The sequence below is a fragment of the Pseudomonas sp. TH31 genome, from assembly GCF_016650815.1.
Lineage (GTDB): Bacteria > Pseudomonadota > Gammaproteobacteria > Pseudomonadales > Pseudomonadaceae > Aquipseudomonas.
This window is the reverse complement of record NZ_JAEKEZ010000038.1, coordinates 137896-164054: the sequence shown is the minus strand read 5'-3', so window position 1 is coordinate 164054 and position 26159 is coordinate 137896. Positions and strand designations below refer to the sequence as shown.

Below are 26159 nucleotides of genomic sequence, written 5' to 3'. Positions count from 1 at the left end.
CGCTTTCTAGAATCGCCCGACATTTTTGCCCGGAACTTACTTCCAGCCAATGTCGTCATCTATTCGTAAAGCCATCAATTCAGACGCATTGACCCGCTTGGCTCAAGCCATAGCGGTGGCTGTGTCCGCCACTTTGGCGGGCTGTTCAAGCCATGTGCCGCAGACCGACGCGGCCCACACTCCGAATATCGCCGCGCGAGCCAAGCAGAAACCTATCTGGCTCAGCGAAAAACCTACTCCACAAGTACCCCAGGACGTCTGGGAGCGCATGCGCCAAGGCTTCCAGTTGCAGGATGGCCTGGGCGTCAACCCGCGTATCGAGCAACAACGACTGTGGTTCGCCAGTAACCCGTCCTTCCTCGAAAACGCCGGCGAACGCGGCAGCCTGTACATCCACTACATCATCGAACGCCTTGAAGAACGCAACATGCCGCTGGAACTGGCGCTGCTGCCAGTGATTGAAAGCGCCTACAACCCGATGGCCTATTCCCGGGCCGACGCGGTGGGCCTTTGGCAATTCATCCCGTCCACCGGGCGTTACTACAACCTGCGTCAAACCCGCTTTTATGATGGCCGTCGCGACATTACCGCTTCGACCACCGCGGCGATGGATTACCTGACCCGCTTGCACGACATGTTCAACGGTGACTGGCTGCTGGCCCTCGCGGCTTATAACGCCGGCGAAGGCACGGTCAGCCGGGCTATCGAGCGTAACGAGAAGCTTGGCTTGCCGACCGACTACTGGAACTTGCCGCTGCCAGCGGAAACCCAGGCCTATGTGCCCAAGCTGCTGGCCCTGTCGCAAGTGGTGCTGTCGCCGGAAGCCTACGGCGTGAACCTGAACCCGATCGCCAACGAACCGTACTTCCAGGTCGTCGAAATCAACCAGCGCATGGACCTGTCCAAAGTTGCCGCGGTGGCCAACATCGACGAAGACGAACTGTTCCAGCTAAACCCGGCCTTCAAGCAGCGCACCACCATTGACGGCCCCCAGCATTTGCTGGTGCCAACGTCCAAGGCGCAACTGCTGACCGCCAGCCTGTCGACCATGCGCCCCGAAGAGTTGATCAGCTCGCGCCCACTCAAACCGGTGTTTGAAGGCGCTGATGACAACGAAATCGCCAAACTCAAGCGGGCCTATCGCGTCAAGCGTGGCGACAACCTGGCCACCATCGCCAAGGCCAACAAGGTTGATGTCAAGGATCTGCAGCGCTGGAACAAGATGACCGGCAAGAACCTCAAGGTCGGCCAGACCCTGGTCATGCGCGACACCACCAAACGCAGCGCCGGTCGCGTCAACACCGTCGTGGCAGCCAACTCCAAGGCGAACGGCAAGGCCACCAGCAAAGCGCAGCAGACCCAATACAAGGTCAAGCAAGGCGACTCGCTGTACATGGTCGCCAAGCGTTTCAACGTTGAAATGCAACACCTCAAGCGCTGGAACCCGCGGGTTGGCCAGGCGCTGAAGCCAGGTCAGATGCTGACGGTGTCTTCGCCACGCTAATTGGCGTGTGAAGCCGAAAAGATCGCAGCCTTCGGCAGCTCCTACAGGTAACGCGTACATCCGCTCGGGTGTACGCGATCGATGTAGGAGCTGCCGCAGGCTGCGATCTTTTGTGCCCAAAACACCGCTTTAGAGCCCTGTCTTTTTCCTGTCGATACAAGCTGTTACTGTACGGCCCACAAAGCCCAAGCCGCCTGGATCGGATCTCTGACTTGAAGCGCGCCCTCCTCCTGCTCCTGATCAGCCTGGCCTTGAGCTCCCCTGCAAGCGCGACGATCAGCGAAAGCCATGGTTATGCGCAGTTCGGCACGCTCAAGTACCCGGCCAGATTTACCCACTTCGACTGGGTCAACCCGCAAGCGCCCAAGGGCGGTACGTTGCGGGTGATGGCGTTTGGCACCTTCGATACGCTCAACCCTTACACCTTCAAGGGCTCAAGCCCGGTTTCAACGCCGAACTTCCTGCAATACGGCATCAACGAGCTCAACGAGCCGCTGATGGTCGGCACCGGCCAGTACGCGCCGTCCGGCGACGAGCCGACGTCCAGCTATGGCCTGATCGCCCAATCGGTGGAATACAGCGAGGACCGCAGCTGGGTGGTGTTCAACCTGCGCCCCGAAGCGCGGTTCCACGATGGCACGCCGATCACCGCGTACGACGTGGCGTTTTCCTATCGGTTGCTGCTCAAGGAAGGCCATCCACAGTACCGCACCGCCCTCCAGGAAGTGCTGCGGGTCGATATCCTCAACCCGCAGCGTATTCGCTTTGTCTTCAAACGCGCCGGCAATCCGTTGCAGATCCTGCGTCTGGGCGAGCTGCCGGTGCTGCCCCAGCATTACTGGAAGGATCGCGACTTCAAGGCCACCACTTTCGAACCGCCGCTGGGCAGCGGGCCGTATCGCATCACCTCGGTGCAACCGGGGCGGCAAATCATCTTCGAACGGGTGAAGGACTACTGGGGCAAGGACCTGGCGGTGAATCGCGGCAAGTACAACTTCGACCGTATGGAAGTCGAGTTCTACCGCGACAGCGACGTCGCCTTCGAAGCCTTCAAGGCCGGCGAGTTCGACATCTACATCGAGCACCAGGCGAAGAACTGGGACAACGGTTACAACTTCCCGGCCGTCACCCGTGGCGACGTGATCAAGGCGCAGATCCCGCACCAGATCCCGACCCAGAGCCAGGGCCTGTTCATGAACACCCGGCGCCCGACTTTTTCCGAGGTCAAGGTTCGTGAAGCGCTGGGGTTGATGTTCGATTTCGAGTGGACCAACCGTACGCTGTTCAGCGGCGCCTACAAGCGCGCTACAAGTTACTACCCCAACAGTGAATTCGAAGCCGCCGGCCTGCCGGTCGGTCACGAATGGCTGATGCTCAAGCCCTACCGCGAACAGTTGCCCGCCAAGCTCTTCACCGAGCCCTTCAGCCTGCCGCAGACCGACGGCCGCGGCATCCCCGGGAAACCTTGCGCAAAGCCCTGGGCCTGCTCAACGAGGGCGGCTGGAAACTCAACGGCCAACGGGTCGAAAACGCCAAAGGCCAGCCGCTGCGGTTTGAGATTCTGCTGGTCAACCCGAACCTGGAACGCATCCTTCAGCCCTACGTCGAGAACCTCGCCAGCATCGGCATCGACGCCCGGCTGCGCACGGTGGATCGCGCCCAGTATAAACAGCGCCTGGATCAGTTCGATTTCGACATGATCCTGATGACCCTCAACCAGACCCTCAGCCCGGGCCTGGAACAATGGCAGTACTTCCACTCCAGCCAGGTCGGGGTCAAGGGCAGTAAAAACTACGCCGGCATCGCCAACCCGGTGGTCGATCATTTGCTTGAGCAACTGCTGGCCGCGCAGACTCGTGATGAACAAGTCGCCGCCGGCAAGGCCCTCGACCGGGTGCTGCTGTGGCAGCACTACAGCATTCCCAACTGGTACCTCAATTATCATCGCCTGGCCTACCGCAACCGGTTCGCCTTCGTCACCACGCCGCCCTACACCCTGGGCATCAGCGCGTGGTGGTTGAAATCGTCGGAGAAAGATCAATGAAACCCGTACGCGCCCTGCTCCTGCAGGCCAGCGGTCTGTTGTTCGCCGGTCTGGCCTGCGCCGCTCCGCAACATGCGTTGACCCTGTACAACGAGCCACCGAAGTACCCGGCCGATTTCAAACACTTCGATTACGTCAATCCGGACGCGCCCAAGGGCGGGATCTTCCGTCAGGCCGGTTTCGGCGGCTTCGACAGCCTCAACCCGTTCATCAGCAAAGGCGTGCCGGCCGACGATATCGGGATGATCTACGACACGCTGGCCAAGCAAGGCCTGGATGAACCGTTCACCGAATACGGGTTGATCGCCGGCAAGATCGAAAAAGCCCCGGACAACAGCTGGGTGCGTTTCTACCTGCGCCCGCAAGCGCGGTTCCACGACGGTCACCCGGTGCGCGCCGAAGACGTGGTGTTCAGTTTCGAGACCCTGATCAAGGACGGCGCCCCGCTCTATCGCGGCTACTACAGCGATGTCTCCGAGGTGGTCGCCGAAGACCCGCTGACAGTGCTGTTCAAGTTCAAGCACAACAACAACCGCGAGCTGCCGCTGATCCTCGGCCAGTTGCCGGTGCTGCCAAAACACTGGTGGGCGAGCCGCGACTTCAACAAGGGCAACCTGGAAATCCCGCTGGGCAGCGGCCCCTACAAGGTCAGCGAAGTGAAGGCCGGGCGTTCGGTGCGTTATGAACGGGTCAAGGATTACTGGGGCAAGGACCTGCCGGCAAACCGTGGCTTCTACAACTTCGACGTGATGACCACCGACTATTACCGCGACAACACCGTGGCCCTCGAAGCGCTCAAGGCCGGGCAGTTCGATTACTGGCTGGAGATGACCGCGAAGAACTGGGCCAATGCCTACAACATCCCGGCCGTCACCGAAGGCCGGTTGATCAAGGAGCAGATTCCCAACGGCAACCCGACCGGCATGCAAGGCTTCGTGTTCAACCTGCGTCGCCCGGTGTTCCAGGACATCCGCGTGCGTCAGGCCCTGACGTTGCTGCTGGATTTTGAATGGACCAACAAGCAACTGTTCAATGGCGCCTATGCGCGCACCCGCAGTTTCTTCGAAAATTCGGAAATGGCCGCCACCGGCCTGCCGGACGCCGATCAACTCGCAATCCTCGATCCGTTGCGCAGCAAACTCCCGGCCGAGGTGTTCAGCGAGGCGTTCCAGAACCCGACGACCGACGCCAGCGGCATGATTCGCACCCAGCAACGCAAGGCTTATCAGTTGCTGCAAGAGGCCGGCTGGCGGATTGTCGATGACAAAATGGTCGACGCCACCGGCAAACCGGTGAGCATCGAGTTCCTGTTGGCCCAGACCGAGTTCGAACGGGTGCTGCTGCCGTTCAAGCGCAACCTCAGTGACCTCGGCATCGACCTGGTGATTCGCCGGGTTGACGTCTCGCAGTACATCAACCGCGTGCGCTCCGGGACTTCGACATGATCGTCGGCAGCTTCCCGCAGTCCAGTTCACCAGGCAACGAACAGCGCGAGTTCTGGATGTCCGCCGCCGCCGACAAACCCGGCAGCCGCAACTCCATGGGCCTGAAAGACCCGGTGGTGGACCAATTGGTCGAGGAACTGATCAACGCCGAATCGCGTAAAAGCCTGGTGGCCCACGCCCGGGCGCTGGACCGCGTGTTGCAATGGGGTTATTACGTGATCCCCAACTGGCACATCAAGACCTGGCGCGTGGCCTACTGGAACCATATCGGCCATCCGAAAGTTTCACCCAAGTACGACGTCGGCATCGCCACCTGGTGGGTCAAGCCTGACGCAAAACCGGCTGTAGAAGTCGAAACCAAACTGCAAGCCGACCCTGCGGGCACGGAGTAATCAGATGCTGGCGTATATTTTTCGGCGACTGCTGCTGATCATCCCGACCTTATTCGGCATTTTGCTGATCAACTTCGTGATCATCCAGGCCGCCCCCGGCGGCCCGGTGGAACAGATGATCGCCAAGCTCGAAGGCTTTGAAGGCGCCACCAGCCGCATCGCCGGTGGCGGTGCCGAAGTCTCGGTGGCAGGCTCGGCCTATCGCGGCGCCCAGGGCCTGGACCCGGCGCTGGTCAAGGAAATCGAGCACATGTACGGCTTCGACAAATCGGCGCCGGAACGTTTGTGGATCATGATCAAGAACTACGCGACCCTGGATTTCGGCGACAGCTTCTTCCGCGACGCCAAGGTCATCGACCTGATCAAGGAAAAGATGCCGGTGTCGATCTCCCTCGGGCTGTGGAGCACGCTGATCATGTACCTGGTGTCGATCCCGCTGGGGATCGCCAAGGCCACGCGGCATGGCAGCCACTTCGACGTCTGGACCAGTTCGTTGATCATCGTCGGTTACGCGATCCCGGCGTTCCTGTTCGCCATCCTGCTGATCGTGGTGTTTGCCGGCGGCAGCTATTTCGACTGGTTCCCGCTACGGGGCCTGACCTCGAACAACTTCGCCGAACTGAGCATGGGTGGCAAAGTCCTCGACTACTTCTGGCACTTGGCCCTGCCGGTGACAGCGTTGGTGATCGGCAACTTCGCGACCATGACCCTGCTGACCAAAAACAGCTTCCTCGATGAGATCAACAAACAGTACGTGGTCACTGCCAAAGCCAAGGGCCTGACCAATCACCGGGTACTGTACGGCCACGTGTTCCGCAACGCCATGCTGTTGGTGATTGCCGGATTCCCGTCCGCATTCATCGGCATTTTCTTTACCGGTTCGCTGCTGGTGGAAGTGATTTTCTCCCTCGACGGCTTGGGCCTGATGAGTTTTGAAGCGGCGATCAACCGCGATTATCCGGTGGTGTTCGGCACGCTGTTCATCTTCACCTTGCTGGGTCTGGTGGTGAAACTGATCGGTGACCTCACCTACACCCTGGTCGATCCGCGTATCGACTTCGAACACCGGGAGCATTGAGATGAACCTGTCTCCCCTCAATCGCCGTCGTTTCGAATTGTTCAAGGCCAACAAGCGTGGCTGGTGGTCGCTGTGGCTGTTTCTGATCCTGTTCGGCGCCAGCCTTGGCGCCGAGCTGATTGCCAACGACAAACCGCTGGTGGTGCATTACGACAACAGCTGGTACTTCCCGGCACTCAAGCGCTACCCGGAAACCACCTTCGGCGGCGAATTCCCGCTGGAAGCCAACTACAAGAGCCCGTACATCCGCGAACTGCTCAAGGCCAAGGACGCCTGGATTCTCTGGGCGCCAATCCCCTACAGCTATCAGAGCATCAACTACGACCTGAAAGTACCCGCCCCGGCACCGCCCTCGGCAGATAACCTGCTGGGCACTGACGATCAGGGCCGCGATGTGCTGGCCCGGGTAATCTACGGCTTCCGGATTTCGGTGTTGTTTGCCCTGACGTTGACCATTCTCAGTTCGATCATCGGCGTGATCGCCGGGGCCTTGCAGGGGTTCTATGGCGGCTGGGTCGATCTGGCCGGGCAGCGATTCCTGGAGATCTGGTCCGGGTTGCCGGTGCTCTATCTGTTGATCATCCTCGCCAGTTTCGTCCAGCCGAACTTCTGGTGGTTGCTGGGGATCATGTTGTTGTTCTCGTGGATGAGCCTGGTGGACGTGGTCCGTGCCGAGTTCCTCCGTGGCCGTAACCTCGAATATGTGCGCGCAGCCGGGCGCTGGGGATGCAGAATGGCGCGATCATGTTCCGCCACATCCTGCCCAACGCCATGGTCTCGACCATGACCTTCATGCCGTTCATCCTGACCGGCGCCATCGGCACGCTGACGGCTCTGGATTTCCTCGGTTTCGGTTTGCCGGCCGGCAGCCCGTCGCTCGGCGAACTGGTGGCCCAGGGCAAATCCAACCTGCAAGCGCCGTGGCTCGGCATGAGCGCGTTTGCGGTGCTGGCGTTGATGTTGAGTTTGCTGGTGTTTATCGGCGAGTCCGCTCGCGATGCCTTCGACCCGAGGAAGTGAAATGAATCAGGACAATCTGATCGAAGTGCGCGACCTCGCCGTCGAATTCGTCGTTGGCGAGCGCGTGCAGCGGGTGGTCGAAGGCGTGAGCTTCGATATCAAGCGTGGCGAAACCCTGGCCTTGGTCGGAGAAAGTGGCTCCGGCAAATCGGTGACCGCGCACTCGATCCTGCGCCTGCTGCCCTACCCGCTGGCCCGGCACCCATCCGGCACCATCGAGTATTCCGGGCAAGACCTTCTGAGCCTGAAAGAGAAAACCATCCGTCATATCCGTGGCAACCGGATCGCGATGATCTTTCAGGAGCCGATGACCTCGCTCAATCCGCTGCACTCGATCGAGAAGCAGATCAACGAGGTGTTGGGCATCCACAAGGGTTTGACCGGAAAAGTAGCGACCAAGCGTACTTTGGAGCTGCTGGAAATGGTCGGCATCCCCGAGCCGCACAAGCGCCTCAAGGCCCTGCCCCACGAATTATCGGGCGGCCAGCGCCAGCGGGTGATGATCGCCATGGCCCTGGCCAACGAGCCGGAATTGCTGATTGCCGATGAACCCACCACCGCTTTGGACGTGACCGTCCAGCTGAAAATTCTCGAATTACTCAAGGAATTACAGGCCCGTCTGGGCATGGCGTTGTTACTGATCAGTCACGATTTGAACCTGGTGCGAAGAATTGCGCATCGCGTATGTGTCATGCAGCGCGGTTGCATCGTCGAACAGGCATCGTGCGAAGAGTTGTTCCGCGCGCCGCAGCATCCGTACACTCGGGAACTGCTGGCCGCGGAGCCCAGCGGGACACCGGCGACCAATGTAATCGGCCCGCCGCTGCTGCAAGTCGAGGACCTGAAAGTCTGGTTCCCGATCAAGAAAGGCTTTTTGAAAACCACGGTGGATTACGTCAAAGCGGTCGACGGGATCAATTTCAGCCTGCCCCAGGGCCAGACCCTGGGGATTGTGGGAGAAAGCGGTTCCGGCAAATCGACCCTGGGTTTGGCGATTTTGCGCTTGATTGGCAGCAAGGGCGGCATCCGTTTTGAAGGCAAGCAGCTAGACTGCCTGACGCAGAACGAGGTTCGGCCGTTGCGCCGGGAGATGCAGGTGGTGTTCCAGGACCCGTTCGGCAGCCTGAGCCCGCGGATGTGCGTAAGCCAGATCGTCGGCGAAGGCCTGCGGATTCACAAGATGGGCACCGAGGCGCAGCAGGAACAAGCGATTATTGCGGCATTGAAGGAGGTAGGCCTGGACCCGGAAACCCGGAACCGCTACCCCCATGAATTTTCCGGCGGGCAACGGCAGAGAATCGCCATTGCCCGGGCATTAGTGCTAAAACCGGCGTTGATACTGTTGGACGAGCCGACTTCGGCCCTCGACCGGACAGTCCAGCGCCAAGTGGTGGAGCTTTTGCGTTCACTGCAAACCAAGTACAACCTGACGTATCTGTTTATCAGCCATGACCTGGCTGTCGTCAAGGCGCTAAGCCACCAGTTGATGGTGGTCAAGCATGGCCAAGTGGTCGAACAGGGGGACGCGCAAAGTATCTTTGCCGCCCCCAACATCCGTATACACAGCAGTTGCTGGAAGCCGCTTTCCTGGCACCAGCCACTGCGCAATAACCTGAAAAGAGGAGCAACACATGGGTTTTCTCGCCGGTAAGCGCGTACTGATCGTCGGTGTCGCCAGCAAGCTGTCCATCGCATCCGGCATCGCTGCCGCCATGCATCGCGAGGGCGCTGAGCTTGCCTTCACTTATCAGAACGACAAACTCAAGGGTCGTGTCGAAGAATTCGCACAAGGCTGGGGCTCGAGCCCTGAGCTGTGCTTCCCGTGCGACGTGGCCAGCGATGAAGAAATCGCCAAGGTCTTCGAAGCGCTGAGCAAGAAGTGGGATGGCCTGGACGTGATCGTTCACTCCGTCGGCTTCGCCCCGGGCGACCAACTGGACGGCGACTTCACCGAAGCCACCACCCGTGAAGGTTTCCGCATCGCTCACGACATCAGCGCCTACAGCTTCGTGGCGCTGGCCAAGGCTGGCCGCGAAATGATGAAAGGCCGCAACGGCAGCCTGCTGACCCTGTCGTACCTGGGCGCCGAGCGCACCATGCCGAACTACAACGTAATGGGCATGGCCAAGGCCTCCCTGGAAGCCGGCGTTCGTTACCTGGCCGGCTCCCTGGGCCCGGAAGGCACTCGCGTCAACGCTGTATCGGCTGGCCCGATCCGTACCCTCGCGGCTTCCGGCATCAAGAACTTCCGTAAGATGCTGGCCGCCAACGAAGCGCAAACCCCGCTGCGTCGCAACGTCACCATCGACGAAGTCGGCAACGCCGGCGCCTTCCTGTGCTCGGACCTGGCGTCCGGCATCAGCGGCGAAATCATGTACGTAGACGGTGGTTTCAACACGACCGCCATGGGTAACCTCGAAGAGTGATCTTCGGTTAGCCAATAAAAAACCCGCCAAGTCTGGCGGGTTTTTTATTGGGCTCAAGGTCAAAAGATCGCAGCCTTCGGCAGCTCCTACACCAGCTCGGCGTACACCCTGTAGGAGCTGCCGAAGGGACCTGGCGTCCGGCATCAGCGGCGAAATCATGTACGTAGACGGTGGTTTCAACACGACCGCCATGGGCAACCTCGAAGAGTGATCTTCGGTTAGCCAATAAAAAACCCGCCAAGTCTGGCGGGTTTTTTATTGGGCTCAAGATCAAAAGATCGCAGCCTTCGGCAGCTCCTACACCGGCTCGGCGTACACCCTGTAGGAGCTGCCGAAGGGACCTGGCGTCCGGCATCAGCGGCGAAATCATGTACATAGACGGTGGTTTCAACACGACCGCCATGGGTAACCTCGAAGAGTGATCTTCGGTTAGCCAATAAAAAACCCGCCAAGTCTGGCGGGTTTTTTATTGGGCTCAAGATCAAAAGATCGCAGCCTTCGGCAGCTCCTACACCGGCTCGGCGTACACCCTGTAGGAGCTGCCGAAGGGACCTGGCGTCCGGCATCAGCGGCGAAATCATGTACGTAGACGGTGGTTTCAACACGACCGCCATGGGTAACCTCGAAGAGTGATCTTCGGTTAGCCAATAAAAAACCCGCCAAGTCTGGCGGGTTTTTTATTGGGCTCAAGATCAAAAGATCGCAGCCTTCGGCAGCTCCTACACCGGCTCGGCGTACACCCTGTAGGAGCTGCCGAAGGGACCTGGCGTCCGGCATCAGCGGCGAAATCATGTACATAGACGGTGGTTTCAACACGACCGCCATGGGCAACCTCGAAGAGTGATCTTCGGTTAGCCAATAAAAAACCCGCCAAGTCTGGCGGGTTTTTTATTGGGCTCAAGATCAAAAGATCGCAGCCTTCGGCAGCTCCTACACCGGCTCGGCGTACACCCTGTAGGAGCTGCCGAAGGGACCTGGCGTCCGGCATCAGCGGCGAAATCATGTACGTAGACGGTGGTTTCAACACGACCGCCATGGGCAACCTCGAAGAGTGATCTTCGGTTAGCCAATAAAAAACCCGCCAAGTCTGGCGGTTTTTTTATTGGGCTCAAGATCAAAAGATCGTCAAGACAAACATCGGGCAAACAGCTGCTGAATCGGTTGTGTCCGCTGGCTATAACGCTGCAACAACACAATCTCGCGATGGAACGTCAATTCACCCAACGCAATCACCCGCACCTTCGCCCCATGCTCAACCCACAACCCCGCTTCCGGCAGTAGCGAAACCCCCAACCCGCACTCAACCATTTTCACGATCGCTTCCAGCTCATCCAGCTCCAGCCCGACCTGCACATCAATCTGTTGCTCGCGCAGAAACCGCGTCACCAACCGCCCGCCGAACGAATTACGGTCGTAGCGCACGTGCGGATGCTCGGCGAGTAGCTGCAAGGGATCATCCCCTTCAAGGTCTTCCGGCACGATCAGCACAAACGGTTCTTTGCGAATGACCTGCGCTGACAGTTCTTTGGGCAACTCGAACGGCGGCTTGATCAGGATCGCCAAGTCCACTTCACCGGTATCGACCTGGCTCAGCAGGTTGAGCGACACGCCTGGCACCAGTTTCGGCTCCAGCAGCGGCGCCTGCTGCCTCAAACGCAATAGCGCCTGAGGCAGCAACCCGGTCTGCACGGTGGCCACCGCGCCAATCTTCAGTTCGCCGCGATATTCACTGACATCATCACTGACCGCCATGCGGGCGAAGGTTTCCAGCATCTCACGGGCCATCGGCAACGCCCGCTGCCCCGCCGCATTGAGCAGCGCCTGGCGTCCGGTGCGATCGAACAAGCGAATGCCCAAGGCCTGTTCCAGATTACGGATCTGCGCGCTGACCGCCGATTGCGTCAGGCCGATGTGCATGCCGGCCGCCGCGAACGTGCCGTAGCGGGTCACGGCGATAAAGGTTTTCAGTTCGCGCAACATAGCCGTCACCATTGATCGAAATAATTTGAGCTCGACGCGAAAATTATCGTCTTTTAATCAAAAAGCACAGGACTAAACTCAGCTTCAACTTTTGACCGTTGAGGATTACCCGATGCAGCTCTCCCCTTTTCACCTGGCCATTCCGGTGTACGACCTGGCCGCCGCGCGTAGCTTCTATGGCGACGTGTTCGGCCTGGAAGAAGGCCGCTCGAGCGATCACTGGGTGGATTTCAACTTTTTCGGGCATCAGCTTGTCATCCACCTGGCACCGAAAAACGCCTCTCAAGAAGCCGCGCACACCAATGCCGTGGATGGCCACAACGTGCCGGTGCCGCATTTCGGCGTGGTGTTGGGCATGGCGCAATGGGAAGCCCTGGCCGAACGGCTGCAATCCCTTGGCACCCAGTTCGTGATCGAACCCGGCATTCGCTTTCAAGGGCTGGTAGGCGAGCAAGCGACGATGTTTCTCTTCGACCCTTGCGGCAATGCCCTGGAGTTCAAGGCGTTCAAGGACATCAGCCAGTTGTTCGCCAAATGATCGGCCCCGCGCAAGATGCCACCGCCCTCAGCGAGGCGGTGCTCAATGGCGAGACGACAGTCGCGGCCATTGCCGACACCGTTCTTGAGCGCATTCAAGTACTGGAACCAGGTATCCAGGCATTCGTTTCGCTCAAACCCTCGCAGGTCCGTCTTCAAGCCGCTTTACACACGGGCCGTGGTTTGCTGGCCGGCGTACCCGTGGGGGTCAAGGACATCTTCGACAGCGCTGACCACCCCACGCAATTCTTTTCGCCGATCTATGCCGGTCATCAACCGTCTCAGGATGCCCATGTGGTGACCCTGCTCCGCCAGGCTGGCGCACTGATCATGGGCAAAACTCACACCACCGAATTCGCTTACATGCAAACCGGCCCCACCCGTAATCCCCACGACTTGTCCCGAACGCCAGGCAGCTCAAGCGCCGGTTCGGCGGCCGGAATGGCGGCGGATTTCTTTGCGGTGGCGTTGGGCACCCAGACGGCCGGCTCGCTGCTCAAACCGGCATCCTACTGCGGGCTGTTCGCCTTCAAGCCGTCGTTCGGACTGGTGTCGCTGGAAGGTGTAAAACCGCTGGCGCCGAGCTTCGACACGGTGGGCTGGTACGGTCGCTCGGTGCGGGATCTGAGCCTGATGGCGCGGGTACTGATTCCTGGCTTTGCCATCCCTGAAACACCACAACGTGCGCTGCACTTGGGGTTCTGCCGCACAGCACGCTGGGATCATGTCGAGCCCCAAGTCGCCCACGCCCTGGAACGGGCTGTCGAGCAATTGCGCAGCGCCGGCCATCAGGTCAGCGAGGTGCACTTACCGGACGAGTTTGCCGGGGTGTTCGACGATCACCTGATAATCAATGATTGCGAAGGTGCCCGTTCGCTGGCGAAGGAATTTCAGCAGCACCGCGCGCTGTTGAGCCCTTCGATACTGGCGATGTTCGACCGAGCCGCAGCCACGACATGGGAACAGGAATCCGCAGCCAAGGCCCGGCTGGCTGCCCTTGCGCAGTGTCTCAACAAGCTATGCCAGCCCTTCGACGCCATGCTCGGTCCTTGCTGCGGGATCGTTGCACCGCGGGCCCTGGAAAGCACCGAAAGTACCGGCCCGTCGGACTTTATCAAGTTCTGGGGCGCGTTCGGCTGGCCACAAGTGAACATCCCACTGGCTCGTGCCAAAGGATTACTGCCAATCGGATTGCAGATGATCGGCCGGTTCAGAAACGACGGTTTGTTGTTACGAACAGCGGAACGGGTGGCGGCCGACCTGCGCACTGAAGGCCGCTAACAACCCCTCGGCCGTCTGGTGAGGCGACGGATGACACTCGATCTGGACGACACTGAAGCGAATGGCATAACCGCGATGCACCGTGGCGTTGCGCTCGTCGAGCATCTCTTCGAGCCGTGCCCGGATGGCCTCGACCTCCACGCCATTGGCACCGGTCAGCAGCGCGGCAAACTCGTCGCTGCCCATGCGGCCAATCACATCACTCTCGCGAAAGGCGATCCGCAGCACATCGGCGAAGGTTTTCAGGGCATCGTCGCCTTCGGCGCGGCCATACAGTTCGTTGATGTGTTTGAAGTTGTCGAGGTCGAAAAACAGCAAGGTCGCCGGCTTGCCCAACCGCAAGCAAGCGTCCAGCCCCCGTTGAGCCAGGGCTTCGAAGCCATGACGATTAGGCAGCAGGGTCAATTCGTCCATGCTCGCCACCTGCACCGCCGTCAGTTCTTGCTCGGCCTGGCGCGCCAATTCGCGCAGCAGTTCGCGCTCTTGCAATGAAGCATCCGGCCCGCGCAGGGGGTCTGCACAAGCACCGGGCTTGACCGGTTTGCCTGGAACCAACATGTCTCACTCCTTTGATGGGTCTATACGTTAGAGGCGCACAGACCCGGTTTGACTCCTGATAAATCCGCCGCTGGTCAGATACCCGCCACCGGGCACGGTCCTCCGGCATCCGCCCAGAGTTTGAACTGGGTCACGAAAATGTCGTGAGGCACCGGCACCGGCGCCCGATTGCCACCCGGATTCCAGCCCCAGAGCACCAGCTTGTCGTCGCTGACGTGCTTGATCAGCGCGGCAAAATCACGGTCGCCATTACTGGAGCGATCCTTGATCAACGCGCAGAGTTTGTCTGGCGGCAAGCCGATCCAGGCCATTTTGTGCGCCGCGGAGGGCAGGCTCCAGTGCGGCGCGCCCGGCGGTGCGTGGGGGCCGTAACTGGCCGGCGGGTTGCTTTCGGCATGGCAGGTGGCGCACGGCAAACCAGCGGCACCCTTGCCGTCCATGCCGCGCACTACGTTCATCGCGTGCGGGATGCCGGCGTCGAACTGCAACGGTGAGTCGCCGGGGATGTGGCAGTTCTGGCAGCGCGGGCTCTGGAACACCTTCTGCACAGTGCCGAAGGCTTTCAACGCGGCCTGATCGTCGGCGAACAGGTCCGAGGCATAGCCACCCAGGCCAATCAGCACTACCGTTGCGAGAATCAAATGTCGTTTCATCTCATACCCCCGACAGTTGCAACGGCAGTTCCCGCAGACGTTGTCCCGTCAGGGCGAATACTGCATTGGCCACCGCTGGCGCCATGGGCGGCACACCGGCCTCGCCGATACCGCCGGGCTTGTCGGTACTGGGCACGATGTGCACCTCCACCACCGGCATTTCGTTGAGCCGCAGCACCTGATAATCGTGGTAATTGGACTGCACCACCTGACCGTCCTTGAACGTCACCTTGCTGTGCAGCGCAAACCCCAGGCCGAAGGTGACGCAGGATTCCATTTGCGCAGCGATGCTTTCGGGGTTGACCGCGATGCCGCAGTCCACCGCGCACACCACCCGGTGCACGCGGATCTTCAGGTTGTCCTGGGACACTTCGGCGACATGCGCGACGAAGCTACCGAATGATTCGTGCACCGCCACACCCAAGGCGTGACCGTCCGGCAGCGGTGCGTTCCAGTTGGCTTTCTCCACGGCCAGGTTCAGTACGCCCAGATGCCGAGGATGGTCCTTGAGCAAGGTTCGCCGGTATTCCACCGGGTCTTTGCCAGCAGCCGTGGCCAGTTCGTCGATCAACGACTCCATGACGAAGGCATTGTGGCTGTGCCCGACCGAACGCAGCCACAACACGTTGATGCCGGTTTTCGGTGAATGCAGTTCCACCTGGTGATTGGCCAGCCCTTCCAGGTACGGGCTGTCGGCGACGCCTTCAACCGAGGTTTTGTCGACGCCATCCTTGACCATGGTCGCCGCAAACGCCGTGCCGTCCATGATCGACTGCCCGACCATGACATGCTTCCAGGCCAGCGGCATGCCGGCCGCATCCAGGCCGATGCGCGCCTGATGCAGGAACATCGAGCGGTAATAGCCGCCACGAATGTCGTCTTCCGGGACCAGACGGTTTTCACCGGCATACCGGCGGCTTTCGCGACTTGCACCGCTTCGCTGACAAAATCCGAGGTCGGGTTGGCCCGGCGGCCGAAACCGCCGCCGAGGAATTCGGTGTGGATTTCCACCTGTTCGGGTTTAAGCCCGGTGATCTTGCCGGCGATCATTTGATCGAGGGTCTGGAACTGGGTGCCGGTCCAGATTTCACATTTGTCCGCGGTGATTTTCACCGTGCAATTGAGCGGTTCCATTGGCGCGTGGGCCAGGTACGGCACACTGTATTCGACGTCGATGGTTTTCGCCGCTTTGCCCAGCGCCGCAGTGGTATCACCGGCCTGACTGGCCGGCATGCCGGGGGTCGCGGCGAGTTGGCGGAAGCTTTCCAGCAGTTTCACGCTGTCGAGCCCGGTGTTCGGCCCCAGGTCCCAGTCGATTTTCAACGCATCGCGGCCCAGTTTCGCCGCCCAGTAGTGATCGGCAATCACCGCCACGCCCGTGGGCACCTGCACCACTTTGTGCACACCCTGCACTGCCAACGCCTCGGCGCCTTCGAAGGATTTGACGCTGCCGCCGAACACCGGCGGGCGCGCAACCATCGCAGTCATCAGCCCTTCAAATTGCACGTCCATGCCGAACCTGGCCCGGCCGGTGATTTTCTCCGGAGTGTCGAGCCGTTTGGTCGGTTTGCCGATGATTTTCCAGTCCTTGGCGTCCTTGAACTTGATCGAGGCCGGGTCCGGCACGGGCAGCTTGCCGGCGTCATCGGCCAGTTCGCCGTAGGTCGCGCGTTTGTCGCCGGCGATGACCACGCCCGGTTCGGTGTGAATCTCGGACGGTGCAACGTTGAAACGCTTGGCGGCGGCGTCGATCAACATCAACCGCGCGGCGGCACCCGCCTGGCGATAGCGGTCGAACTCCATCCAGGTTGACGTTGAGCCACCGGTGATCTGCATGCCGCCAAATCCGGCCAGGCCATAATCCTTGGCCGAGGCCGGGGAATGTTCGACGTGGATCTTCGACCAGTCGGCGTCCAGCTCTTCGGCAATCAACATGGTCAGGCCGGTCCAGATGCCCTGGCCCATTTCCGAATGGCCAAGCAGGATGGTGACACTATTGTCATTGGCGATTCGCAGGAAGGCATTTGGCGCGAAGACATTGCCTTGGTCCTCGGCACCCAAAGCAAATCGATGGCCGCCGGGGATGACAAACGCCACCACCAGCCCACCGCCAAGCACCGCACTGCCCTTGAGAAAACTACGGCGTGAAACAGGATTAAAGCTGTTCATTGAACTGATTCCCCTCGGCGTGGCCTCAACCGATCTCGGCGGCGCGTTTGACCGCCGCACGGATCCTTGGGTAAGTGCCGCAGCGGCAGATGTTGCCGGACAGCGCCTGATCGATGTCGCTGTCGGTGGGTTTGGGGATCTTCGCCAGTAACGCGGCGGCCGACATGATCTGCCCCGACTGGCAGTAACCGCACTGCACCACATCGAGCTCAGCCCAGGCTTGTTGCACCGGGTGCGAACCGTCGGTGGACAGGCCTTCGATGGTGAGGATTTTTTGCCCGTTGGCCACGGCGGTGACCGGGGTGATGCAGGAACGCAGCGGCGCGCCGTCGACATGCACGGTGCAGGCACCGCACTGGGCCATACCGCAACCGAACTTGGTCCCGGTCAAGTGCGCGACATCGCGCAAGACCCACAGCAAAGGCATGTCCTCGGGGACATCCAGTGCCTGGTCCTTGCCATTGATATTCAGGGTCAGCATTACGGATTTCCTCAGACTCACGGTGTTCTGAAGGGGCGCCGTTGAAACGACGTGGTTTTTTTGCAGGAGCCAGGCTTGCCGGCGAAGGCATCAGGTCTGACCAACCACGTTACCGTTCATCGCGAGCAAGCCTTGCTCCTACAGGGTCGGCGGGTCTATGCGCACCTCGGGCTATCCATACAGCTAAGCGCAGATTGAGTGGGAGGCGAGCTTCTGCGACCGCCGGTCACACCTATCGGCGAAGCGCAACCTTCGCCGTAGCAGCTGCCGAGCACCGCGAGGCTGCGTTCGGCGGCGAAGCCGTCGTAAAATCAGGCCCTGCGGTGTGTCAGGCAATTCGCAAGCATAGGATTCACGACGGCTTCGCCGCCGAACGCAGCCTCGCGGTGCTCGGCAGCTGCTACGAGCGTGGAGGCTTTAGAAGCGCGCCAGGTGTTGAGTTCGTCGGCAACAAACGCATCGATGTAACGCCAGCGGTTCAGCCGCCGCACACGCACTGGCGAGCAGGCAGGCATCAGCCAATAAACGAGGGGCAACCATGATGCTGAGCGTCCTTGCGGCAAAATCGGGGCGGCATGTCTAGCAACAAATGACCCGGCCCGATATCGCTTCTCGACTTGTCGATCTACGGCACCGCCAACCGACTACCGAGTGACTACGCTGATAGTCCAGCGTGATAACCCCGTAGAGGAGAACACCATGCAACGCGTGCAAAAAATCACACCCTGCCTCTGGTTCGATGATCAGGCCGAAGCGGCTGCCAAATTCTATTGCTCGATCTTCGATCGCTCCAAAATCACCGCCATCACCCATTATGGCAAGGCCGGTTTCGAGCAGCACGGTCGCCCCGAAGGCTCGGTGCTGACCGTGAGTTTCGAACTTGATGGCCAAGGTTTCACCGGACTCAATGCCGGCCCGGTGTTCAAGTTCAACGAAGCGGTGTCGTTCCAGGTCAATTGCGAGAGCCAGGAAGAGGTCGACCATTACTGGGGCGCGTTATCTGCCGTCCCCGAGGCCGAGCAATGTAGCTGGGTGAAGGACAAGTTCGGTCTGTCCTGGCAGATCGTCCCGGTGGTCATGATGGAGATGCTCAAAGACCCCGACACGGTCAAATCCCAGCGGGCGATGCAAGCGATGATGCAGATGAAAAAACTCGACATCGCTGAACTGCAACGGGCCTTTAACGGCGAGAGCTAATACACTCGGGCGCTGACCTGCGAGGACGCTGACGATGAAGCACGCCGTTGCCAAAGATCCCGACAAAGCCCCACGTTTCTGGCGCGACGACGCCCTGCCCTTCATCGAGGCCCGAGCCATCGCCGACGGCCGCGAAGTCTGCTACGCCCGGCATTCCCACGCGCACTTTTCCATCGGTGCAATCACCGCCGGGCGCAGCACCTATGTGCACGAACAATCGGAGTTTCAGGTCAGCACCGGCACCCTGGTGCTGATGAACCCCGGCGATGTCCACGCCTGCAATCCCATTGACGACCAACCCTGGTCGTACCTGATGCTGTACGTCGAGACGCCGTGGCTGACCGACTTGCAGCATCAACTCGGGTTCGGCCGGGACCAGGCGTTTCGCCGGTTTGCCATCACCCACCATCGTGACGCCAGCCTGTTTACCGGCCTGAAGGATTTGTACGCCGTGTTGGTCGACGATCAGCACGATGTGCTGCGCAAACACAGCGCCACCGTGGAGTTTTTTACTGAGGTGCAGCAGCGCCTCAACCCCATCGATCAGCCGCTGCGCGAAGCCAATTTCAAACTGGAACGCGCCGCCGATTACATCCGCGACAACTGCACGCAAATGCTCAAGCTCGAGGACATTTGCGAGGCGGCGCAGCTGTCGCCGTCCTACCTGATCCGCGCGTTCAAACAACATTACGGCATGACGCCCCACGCCTTTGTGGTCAACCAACGGATTCAGTTCGCCGGGACCGCTTGCGCAACGGCAAGCTGATCGCGGACGTGGCGCTGGAAGCCGGGTTTGCCGATCAGGCGCATTTCCAGCGGGCGTTCAAGCAACACCTGGCGGCAACACCAGGGCAATATCGGGGCTGAACCCGACCTGCCACCCTCACGCTACGGCAACATCAAGTAAATTGCGCTCGCCGCCAGCAGCAGTGCCATGAGCCGATTGAATAGCCGCATACCCGCCGGGTTATTCAAGTACCCCCGCAGAAAAGTCCCGGCATACGCCCAACACCCCACCGACAGATAGCAAATCACCAGATACACCGCCGCAAACTGCCACACCAGCCGCGCCTCGCCATCGGCGACAAATGCGCCCATCCCCGCGACACAGGCCAGCCAGGCTTTCGGGTTGAGCCATTGCATCACCGCGCCGTAGAGCATCGACGGTGCCCGCCCTGAATGCTTGGCATCCAACTGCCCGTTATCGGCAGCGAGTTTCCACGCCATGTACAACAAAAATGCCACCCCAGCCACCTGCACCACCCGCGTCAGCGCCGGCCATAACTGCAGCAACTCATGCAACCCCAGCCCCATCAACACCAGTAGCAACACAAAACCCAGCGTCGCTCCGGCCACATGCCGTTGACTGGCGCGAAAGCCAAACTGCGCCCCGGAACTCAACGCAACAATATTCACCGGCCCCGGCGTTATCGAAGCGACCAGGGCAAACGCCGCCATGGAGATCAACACACTCATCACACACCTTCTTCAATTCAGTTGAACCGGGCCTCAAGGTAGAGCGCACACCGGTCGCCGTATTGAACAAAACACCCCTTTGATCACCACAAAACAATGTGGGAGCGAGCCTGCTCGCGAAGGCGGCGTGTCAGGCAACCTCTCTGTTGACTGGAAAACCGCTTTCGCGAGCAGGCTCGCTCCCACAGGGACTTTTTTCATCAGGGTGTACCGCGAGCGCAGCACGTCACTGTACGGGTCAAGCCACCCCGTACCTGTGTTAAAAATACCGCTCCCGCTGCTGGAGCCCTCGCCATGGACCTCGCCACCCTCACCCTGTTTCTGCCGGCCTGTTTTGCCCTGAACATGGCCCCCGGACCGAATAATTTGCTGTCGGTCAGCAACTCCACCCGCTACGGCTACCGTCGCGCCTGCGTGGCCGGGGTCGGGCGTTTGCTGGCGTTTGCCGGGATGATTGCCCTTGCCGCCGCCGGGCTGTCGGTGGTGCTGCACACCTCGCAATGGCTGTTCGATGCGATCAAGGTCGTCGGCGCCGCGTACTTGTTGTACATGGCCTGGAAGCTGTGGCACGCCAACACCGAGGCCGAGCAGCAGGCAAGCGCACCCACTGTGGGCATCGTGACGTTGGTGCGGCAGGAGTTTCTGGTGGCCGCGGGCAATCCCAAGGCGATTCTTCTGTTCACCGCATTCCTGCCGCAGTTCGTTGACCCGACGTTGCCGGTGGCGCCGCAATTTGCCGTGCTGGGCGCGCTGTTCCTGATGCTGGAATGGATCGCCATCAGCGCCTACGCCTACATGGGCCTGCACATGCGCCGCTGGTTCGCCGAACCGCGCGGCAAACGAATCTTCAACCGCTGCTGCGCGGGGTTGTTGTCGGCGGCGGCATCGGTGCTGTTGATGGCGCGCCGTGCTTGAAACCACCGTAATCGCGTAGGAGCACAGCTTGCTCGCGATAGCGATATATCAGTCGACGCCCCAATTGCCTGACATTACGCTATCGCGAGCAAGCTGTGCTCCTACCTATCTCGATGGGCCCTCAATGAACCTGAACATAATCTACGCCCTCGGCGCCGCCGCCCTGTTCGGTGCGAGCACGCCGCTGGCCAAGTTGCTGGGGCTGAACGTCTCGCCAATCCTGCTCGCCGGGTTGTTGTATTCGGGCAGCGGCGTCGGGCTGACCATCGTCCGTTTGATCCGCGATCGGGGCTGGCAGCCCAGCGGCCTGAAACCCTCGGAATGGCCCTGGCTGATCGGCGCCATCGCTTTTGGCGGGGTGCTGGGGCCGGTGGCGTTGATGTACGGTTTGACGATGACCTCCGGCGCCACCGCCTCGCTGATGCTCAACCTCGAGTCAGTGCTCACCGCCGTGCTGGCCTGGCTGGTGTTCAAGGAGAACGCCGACCGGCGCATCGTCGCCGGGATGCTGGCGATTGTTGCCGGTGGCTTGCTCCTGGCCTGGCCCCAGGGTTCGGCGCAGACACTGGGCTGGATCGGACCATTGGCCGTGGCGCTGGCCTGCGCCTGCTGGGCGGTCGATAACAACCTGACGCGCAAGGTCTCGGCTTCGGATGCGCTGTTCATCGCGGGCATCAAGGGCCTGGTCGCCGGGCTGGTCAACTGCAGCCTGGCGCTGCTGCTCGGCGCGAAACTGCCGCAGTTCAATGTGCTCGGGCCGACGCTGATCGTCGGCTTCCTCGGTTACGGCATCAGCCTGGTGCTGTTCGTTCTGGCACTGCGCGGGCTGGGCACCGCGCGCACCGGCGCGTACTTTTCCACGGCTCCGTTCCTCGGTGCGGCGATTGCCATCCTGCTGCTGGGTGAGCCGGTGACGCTGACGTTCTGGGCCGCGGCCCTGCTGATGGGGCTCGGAGTGTGGACTCACCTGACCGAAAGCCATGGCCACGACCATCAACACGAGGCGCTCAAACATGGTCATCGGCATGTGCACGACGAGCATCATCAGCACGAGCATCCCTTTGAATGGGACGGCACCGAACCCCACAGCCATGAACATGAACACACGCCGATGCGCCACAGTCATCCGCACTTTCCGGACATTCACCATCGGCACCGGCATTAATTCAACGGCACGACGCCTGGGCGAAATTACCTGTCGATTTTCCGGTGGAGGCGCCGCATGACCGGCCTTATGCTCAGCCCATGAACCTACAAAACGCTGTGCTGCCGCCCCACGCCGAGATGGTTCGCGCCATGCTCGAACGAGACACCGCCTACGAGGGGGTGTTTTTTACGGCGGTCAAAACCACCGGGATCTTCTGCCGCCCCAGTTGCACGGCGCGCAAACCCAAACCGGAGAACGTCGAATTCTTCGCCCATGCCGACGAATGCATGAGCGCCGGTTACCGCGCCTGCCTGCGTTGCAAACCGCTGGATGCGGCAGCCATCGCGCCGGACTGGGTGCAGCGCTTGCTCAACCGGGTGGATGCCGAACCGGACCAGCGCTGGACCGACACGCAGTTGCAGGCCGAGGGCATCGAGCCGCTCAAATTGCGGCGCTGGTTCAAGCAGCATTTCGGCATGACTTTCCACGCCTGGCTGCGTACCCGGCGCCTCGGCATGGCGCTGGGCGGGATCAAACAGGGTGAGTCCATCGACAACGCGGCGTTCGACTCCGGCTACGAATCCCTGAGCGGTTTTCGCGACGCCTTTCAAAAGTCCTTTCACATCACCCCGGGCCGCGCGGCGAACAGTGAGCCGCTGCTGTTCACCCGGCTGACTACGCCGCTGGGGCCGATGATTGCCATGGCTGAACGTCGAGGGTTGGTCCTGCTGGAGTTTCTGGATCGGCCGGCGCTGACCAAAGAGGTCGAGGCATTACAACACCGTTATGGTTACGCCGTGGCGCCGGGACACAACGCGCATTTGCAGCAAATCGAAGCAGAACTGGCGCAATACTTTGCCGGTAAACGCACCGGGTTCAACGTACCGCTGCACCTGCCGGGCAGCGAATTTGCCCGGCAAGTCTGGGCCGAACTGGCACAGATTCCCTACGGCCAGACCAGCACCTACGGCGCCATCGCGGCGCTGCTGGGCAAACCCGGCGCCAGCCGCGCGGTGGGACTGGCCAACGGGCATAATCGGCTGGCGATTGTGCTGCCCTGTCACCGAGTGATCGGGGCGGATGGCTCGCTGACCGGCTATGGTGGCGGACAACCGCGCAAGGCGTTTTTGCTCAGGCTGGAAAAGGCTGCGGTGCAGATCACTCAACCATTGGCATTCTGATTATTTCAAAGGGAAGGAAATTCGATGCAATCGTTCGACCAACAGTTCCACAGCCTGCATCACGACGGCCTGCTGATCCTCACCAACGTCGCCGACGCTGTCGGGGCGCGGCTGGTGGAACAACTGGGCAGTAAAGCCGTGGCCACCAGTAGCGCAGCGGTGGCCTGGGCTCATGGTTATCCGGACGGCAACACCCTGCCCCTCGAACGGCTGGTGTCGACAGTCGAATCCATCGCCCGGGTCATCCGCGTGCCGTTGACCGTGGACATCGAGGCCGGCTATTCCGATGACCTGGTGCGGGTGGCCGAAGTGATCGACGCGGTGATCGCTGCCGGTGCCGTCGGGATCAACATCGAGGACGGTGCTTCAACGCCCGAGTTGCTGGCGCGAAAAATCGAAATCGCCCGTCAGGTGGCGGTGCGCCGGAACGTGAAGCTATTCATCAACGCGCGAACCGATGTCTACCTCAAGGGCCTGGTGCCAGCCGAAGATCGTGTCGCAGAAACGCTCAAACGCGCTGCGTTGTATCAGGCCGCTGGGGCTGACGGGTTATTCGCGGCGGGTGTCACGGCGGAGTACGAGATGGGTGCGATCTGCCGGGGCACGCCACTGCCAGTGAACGTGCTGGGCTTTGCCTGCCTGCCGTCGCCTGACGAATTGAAAGCCCTCGGAGTTCGGCGCTTGAGCGCCGGTTCAAGCATTGCCGAATTCCTGTATGGCGCCATGGGTTCGCTGGCGAAGAGTTTTCTGGAAACTGGCAAGCTCGACACTCACGACCTCAAGGCTTTCACGTATGGCGAGGTGAACGGCCTGCTGAAAAAATCCTGACCTGCATGCCCGACCTGTATCGGCCTGACAGTACTTTTCTAGCATCCCTCGATGAGGACTGGCAGCGCCACATCGCCGCCATCGGCCCTTGCCTGCATCAACCGCATCCAGCGCGCGATCCTTATGAATCGCTGGTGCGGTCGATTGCCTATCAGCAACTGCATGCCAGGGCCGGGGATGCGATTGTCGGGCGGCTCTTGGCGCTGTTTCCTTCAGGCCGGTTCCCCAAGCCCGAGCAGATTCTGGCGACAGACTTTGAGCAGATGCGTGCTTGCGGGTTTTCCGCGAACAAGATCGCGACGATTCAGGGGATTGCCCAGGCGACGCTGGACGGTGTCGTGCCGGATTACGCCACCGCGCTGGCCATGGACGATGAAACGCTGATCGAGCGCTTGGTTACCTTGCGCGGTGTCGGGCGCTGGACCGTGGAGATGCTGCTGATCTACAGCCTGGAGCGGCCGGATATTTTGCCGGCGGATGACTTCGGGGTGCGTGAGGGGTATCGGCGGCTCAAGGGGTTGGAGGTGCAGCCCACTCGCAAGCAGATGATTGAGATTGGATTGGCATGGAGCCCGTTTCGCACGGTAGCTGCGTGGTATTTGTGGCGGGTGCCTGGCAGGTAGACCGCGTTATCGTTCATCGCGAGCAGGCTCGCTCCCACATTTGATTTGTGGCGCTCACAAAGCCCCTGTGGGAGCGAGCCTGCTCGCGAAGGCGATCTCACAGCCAACCCATCACCCAAAGGCCAATCACAACCCCGACTTCAACCGACTAAACGCCCGAACCAAAGCCCGGTTGAATTCCTTCCCATTGTCATTCTTGCTGTACAACGAAGCCCTTACCTGCGCCGACGGATACGTCCCCGGATCATTGCGAATCGCCGGATCGATCAACCCGTCCGCCGCCGTTATCGCATTGGCGTAATGAATGGTGTCGGTGATCGGCGCAATCACCTGCGGCGTCATCAGGTAATCCATCAACGCCAGCCCGGCCTGCGGATGCGGCGCATCCTTGGGGATGACCATGGCGTCGAACCAGATCAACGTGCCTTCCTTCGGAATCCGGTAACCCAGCGTGAACGGTTTGTTTGCAGCTGTAGCCTGGCCGGCGGCGATGGCCACGTTACCGTTCCAGGACATCGCTACGCAGGTGTTGCCGTTGGCCAGGTCGCTGATGTTCAGGTCGTTGTCGAAGTAGCGGATGTACGGCCGGATCTTCGCCAATTGCTGTTCGGCGAGTTTCAGGTCATCGAGGTTCTGGCGGTTGATGTCCAGGCCCATGTACTTCATGACCGCGGCAAAAACCTCGTTGGGATCGTTGAGCAGGCTGACCCCGCAATCGGCGAATTTCGACACCACCGCCGGGTCGAACAACATTGCCCAGCTGTCCCGTGGCGCGTCAGGCAAACGCTTGTTGACCGCCTCCTCCTGGGCGCCCACGCCGGTGGTGCCCCAGGCGTAGATCCCGGCATAGCGATTGCCTGGATCGAACACTGCCATGTGCTGACGAAACTCCTCGCCGACGCCGGCAAAGTGCGGCAGTTGCTGGTGGTCCAGCGGCTGGATTGCGCCGCTCTGGATCGCCCGGGACAGATGCTGCCCGGCCGTCAGCACCAGGTCATAACCGCTGCGGCCGGTGAGCAGTTTGGTCTCGACGGTTTCCAGCGAGTCGAAGTGATCGGCCACCACATGAATGCCGGTCTGCTTCTCGAAATCACTCAGGGTGTCCGGGGCCAGGTACTCGCCCCAGATGTACAGGTTGACCACCGGTTTGGCGGAGTCGGCGGCCTGCACACACAGGGGTGCGAGCACCAGCATTAACGCTTGAGTCAGTTTGTGCAGGCCCAT

The 26159-nt window shown here is 60.7% G+C and carries 17 protein-coding genes and 10 pseudogenes; 20 read left to right on the top strand and 7 right to left on the bottom strand.

The genetic code is table 11. The features are described 5' to 3' along the window. The first annotated feature begins 49 nt into the window (after nucleotides 1-49). The 11 genes and pseudogenes from JFV26_RS31240 to JFV26_RS31190 form a co-directional block, all read left to right on the top strand. A complete protein-coding gene (locus JFV26_RS31240) occupies nucleotides 50-1504 on the top strand; it encodes a transglycosylase SLT domain-containing protein (RefSeq protein WP_201197421.1) in 1455 nt (484 codons plus the stop codon). Nucleotides 1505-1716: 212 nt separating this feature from the next. Next, nucleotides 1717-3548 (top strand): annotated as a pseudogene (locus tag JFV26_RS31235) (extracellular solute-binding protein). Further along, nucleotides 3545-5385: pseudogene (locus JFV26_RS31230) on the top strand (extracellular solute-binding protein). Before JFV26_RS31235 ends, JFV26_RS31230 begins: the two co-directional pseudogenes overlap by 4 nt. 4 nt (nucleotides 5386-5389) lie before the next feature. Continuing rightward, the gene (locus tag JFV26_RS31225) at nucleotides 5390-6463 is read left to right on the top strand and encodes a microcin C ABC transporter permease YejB (RefSeq protein WP_201197420.1); all 1074 of its coding nucleotides are present in this window, start codon (nucleotides 5390-5392) and stop codon (nucleotides 6461-6463) included. Between the two features lies 1 nt (nucleotide 6464). Then, nucleotides 6465-7483 (top strand): annotated as a pseudogene (locus tag JFV26_RS31220) (ABC transporter permease). Nucleotide 7484: 1 nt separating this feature from the next. After that, nucleotides 7485-9094: pseudogene (locus JFV26_RS31215) on the top strand (ABC transporter ATP-binding protein). Between the two features lie 20 nt (nucleotides 9095-9114). Continuing rightward, complete coding sequence (gene fabI / locus JFV26_RS31210; protein WP_201197419.1) at nucleotides 9115-9909, top strand: enoyl-ACP reductase FabI; 795 nt, start codon at nucleotides 9115-9117, stop codon at nucleotides 9907-9909. Between the two features lie 127 nt (nucleotides 9910-10036). Beyond that, nucleotides 10037-10120: pseudogene (locus JFV26_RS31205) on the top strand (enoyl-[acyl-carrier-protein] reductase FabI); the annotation flags it as partial. 127 nt (nucleotides 10121-10247) lie between these two features. Further along, nucleotides 10248-10331 (top strand): annotated as a pseudogene (locus tag JFV26_RS31200) (enoyl-[acyl-carrier-protein] reductase FabI); the annotation flags it as partial. A 127-nt stretch (nucleotides 10332-10458) separates the two neighbouring features. Then, nucleotides 10459-10542: pseudogene (locus JFV26_RS31195) on the top strand (enoyl-[acyl-carrier-protein] reductase FabI); the annotation flags it as partial. Nucleotides 10543-10669: 127 nt separating this feature from the next. Then, nucleotides 10670-10753: pseudogene (locus JFV26_RS31190) on the top strand (enoyl-[acyl-carrier-protein] reductase FabI); the annotation flags it as partial. A 281-nt stretch (nucleotides 10754-11034) separates the two neighbouring features. Here JFV26_RS31190 and JFV26_RS31180 read toward each other — a convergent pair. Then, a complete protein-coding gene (locus JFV26_RS31180; RefSeq protein ID WP_201197418.1) occupies nucleotides 11035-11889 on the bottom strand; it encodes a LysR family transcriptional regulator in 855 nt (284 codons plus the stop codon). A 112-nt stretch (nucleotides 11890-12001) separates the two neighbouring features. Between JFV26_RS31180 and JFV26_RS31175 the strand changes: the two genes are divergently transcribed. Then, nucleotides 12002-12427 (top strand): VOC family protein, encoded by a 426-nt coding sequence (locus JFV26_RS31175; protein ID WP_201197417.1) that lies wholly within the window; start codon nucleotides 12002-12004, stop codon nucleotides 12425-12427. Beyond that, nucleotides 12424-13707, top strand: coding sequence for an amidase (locus JFV26_RS31170; protein WP_201197416.1), 1284 nt, complete (start codon nucleotides 12424-12426; stop codon nucleotides 13705-13707). The genes JFV26_RS31175 and JFV26_RS31170 overlap by 4 nt, the downstream gene beginning before the upstream one ends. On the opposite strand, the gene JFV26_RS31165 is transcribed toward JFV26_RS31170, so the two are convergent. The 4 genes and pseudogenes from JFV26_RS31165 to JFV26_RS31150 all read right to left on the bottom strand — a co-directional run bounded on the left by JFV26_RS31165 (nucleotide 13657) and on the right by JFV26_RS31150 (nucleotide 17568). Next, nucleotides 13657-14265 (bottom strand): GGDEF domain-containing protein, encoded by a 609-nt coding sequence (locus tag JFV26_RS31165; RefSeq protein WP_201197415.1) that lies wholly within the window; start codon nucleotides 14263-14265, stop codon nucleotides 13657-13659. The two genes, JFV26_RS31170 and JFV26_RS31165, sit on opposite strands and share 51 nt — an antisense overlap. 74 nt (nucleotides 14266-14339) lie before the next feature. Further along, nucleotides 14340-14918: a hypothetical protein gene (locus JFV26_RS31160; protein WP_201197414.1), complete on the bottom strand. Its 579-nt coding sequence runs from the start codon at nucleotides 14916-14918 to the stop codon at nucleotides 14340-14342. A 1-nt stretch (nucleotide 14919) separates the two neighbouring features. Continuing rightward, nucleotides 14920-17087 (bottom strand): annotated as a pseudogene (locus tag JFV26_RS31155) (molybdopterin cofactor-binding domain-containing protein). A 25-nt stretch (nucleotides 17088-17112) separates the two neighbouring features. Then, complete coding sequence (locus tag JFV26_RS31150) at nucleotides 17113-17568, bottom strand: (2Fe-2S)-binding protein (RefSeq protein ID WP_201197413.1); 456 nt, start codon at nucleotides 17566-17568, stop codon at nucleotides 17113-17115. Between the two features lie 699 nt (nucleotides 17569-18267). Here JFV26_RS31150 and JFV26_RS31145 point away from each other — a divergent pair. Together JFV26_RS31145 and JFV26_RS31140 are read left to right on the top strand one after the other, a co-directional pair. Next, nucleotides 18268-18765: a VOC family protein gene (locus JFV26_RS31145; RefSeq protein ID WP_201197412.1), complete on the top strand. Its 498-nt coding sequence runs from the start codon at nucleotides 18268-18270 to the stop codon at nucleotides 18763-18765. Between the two features lie 34 nt (nucleotides 18766-18799). Next, nucleotides 18800-19632: pseudogene (locus JFV26_RS31140) on the top strand (AraC family transcriptional regulator). Between the two features lie 21 nt (nucleotides 19633-19653). Here the strand turns inward: JFV26_RS31140 and JFV26_RS31135 are convergent. Further along, nucleotides 19654-20241: a LysE family translocator gene (locus tag JFV26_RS31135; protein WP_201197411.1), complete on the bottom strand. Its 588-nt coding sequence runs from the start codon at nucleotides 20239-20241 to the stop codon at nucleotides 19654-19656. A gap of 294 nt (nucleotides 20242-20535) precedes the next feature. Between JFV26_RS31135 and JFV26_RS31130 the strand changes: the two genes are divergently transcribed. The 5 genes from JFV26_RS31130 (at nucleotide 20536) to JFV26_RS31110 (ending at nucleotide 24935) form a co-directional block, all read left to right on the top strand. Then, the gene (locus JFV26_RS31130; RefSeq protein WP_201197410.1) at nucleotides 20536-21156 is read left to right on the top strand and encodes a LysE family translocator; all 621 of its coding nucleotides are present in this window, start codon (nucleotides 20536-20538) and stop codon (nucleotides 21154-21156) included. A gap of 124 nt (nucleotides 21157-21280) precedes the next feature. Continuing rightward, entirely contained in the window at nucleotides 21281-22321 is a 1041-nt protein-coding gene (locus tag JFV26_RS31125) for a DMT family transporter (protein ID WP_201197409.1), read from the top strand. An 80-nt stretch (nucleotides 22322-22401) separates the two neighbouring features. Continuing rightward, nucleotides 22402-23484, top strand: coding sequence for a bifunctional transcriptional activator/DNA repair enzyme AdaA (locus tag JFV26_RS31120; RefSeq protein WP_201197408.1), 1083 nt, complete (start codon nucleotides 22402-22404; stop codon nucleotides 23482-23484). Between the two features lie 24 nt (nucleotides 23485-23508). Next, on the top strand, nucleotides 23509-24312 hold the full coding sequence (locus tag JFV26_RS31115) for an isocitrate lyase/PEP mutase family protein (RefSeq protein ID WP_201197407.1): 804 nt from the start codon (nucleotides 23509-23511) through the stop codon (nucleotides 24310-24312). A 5-nt stretch (nucleotides 24313-24317) separates the two neighbouring features. Then, nucleotides 24318-24935 (top strand): DNA-3-methyladenine glycosylase family protein, encoded by a 618-nt coding sequence (locus JFV26_RS31110; RefSeq protein ID WP_201197406.1) that lies wholly within the window; start codon nucleotides 24318-24320, stop codon nucleotides 24933-24935. Between the two features lie 126 nt (nucleotides 24936-25061). Here JFV26_RS31110 and JFV26_RS31105 read toward each other — a convergent pair whose 3' ends face one another. Then, nucleotides 25062-26159: an extracellular solute-binding protein gene (locus JFV26_RS31105; protein WP_201197405.1), complete on the bottom strand. Its 1098-nt coding sequence runs from the start codon at nucleotides 26157-26159 to the stop codon at nucleotides 25062-25064.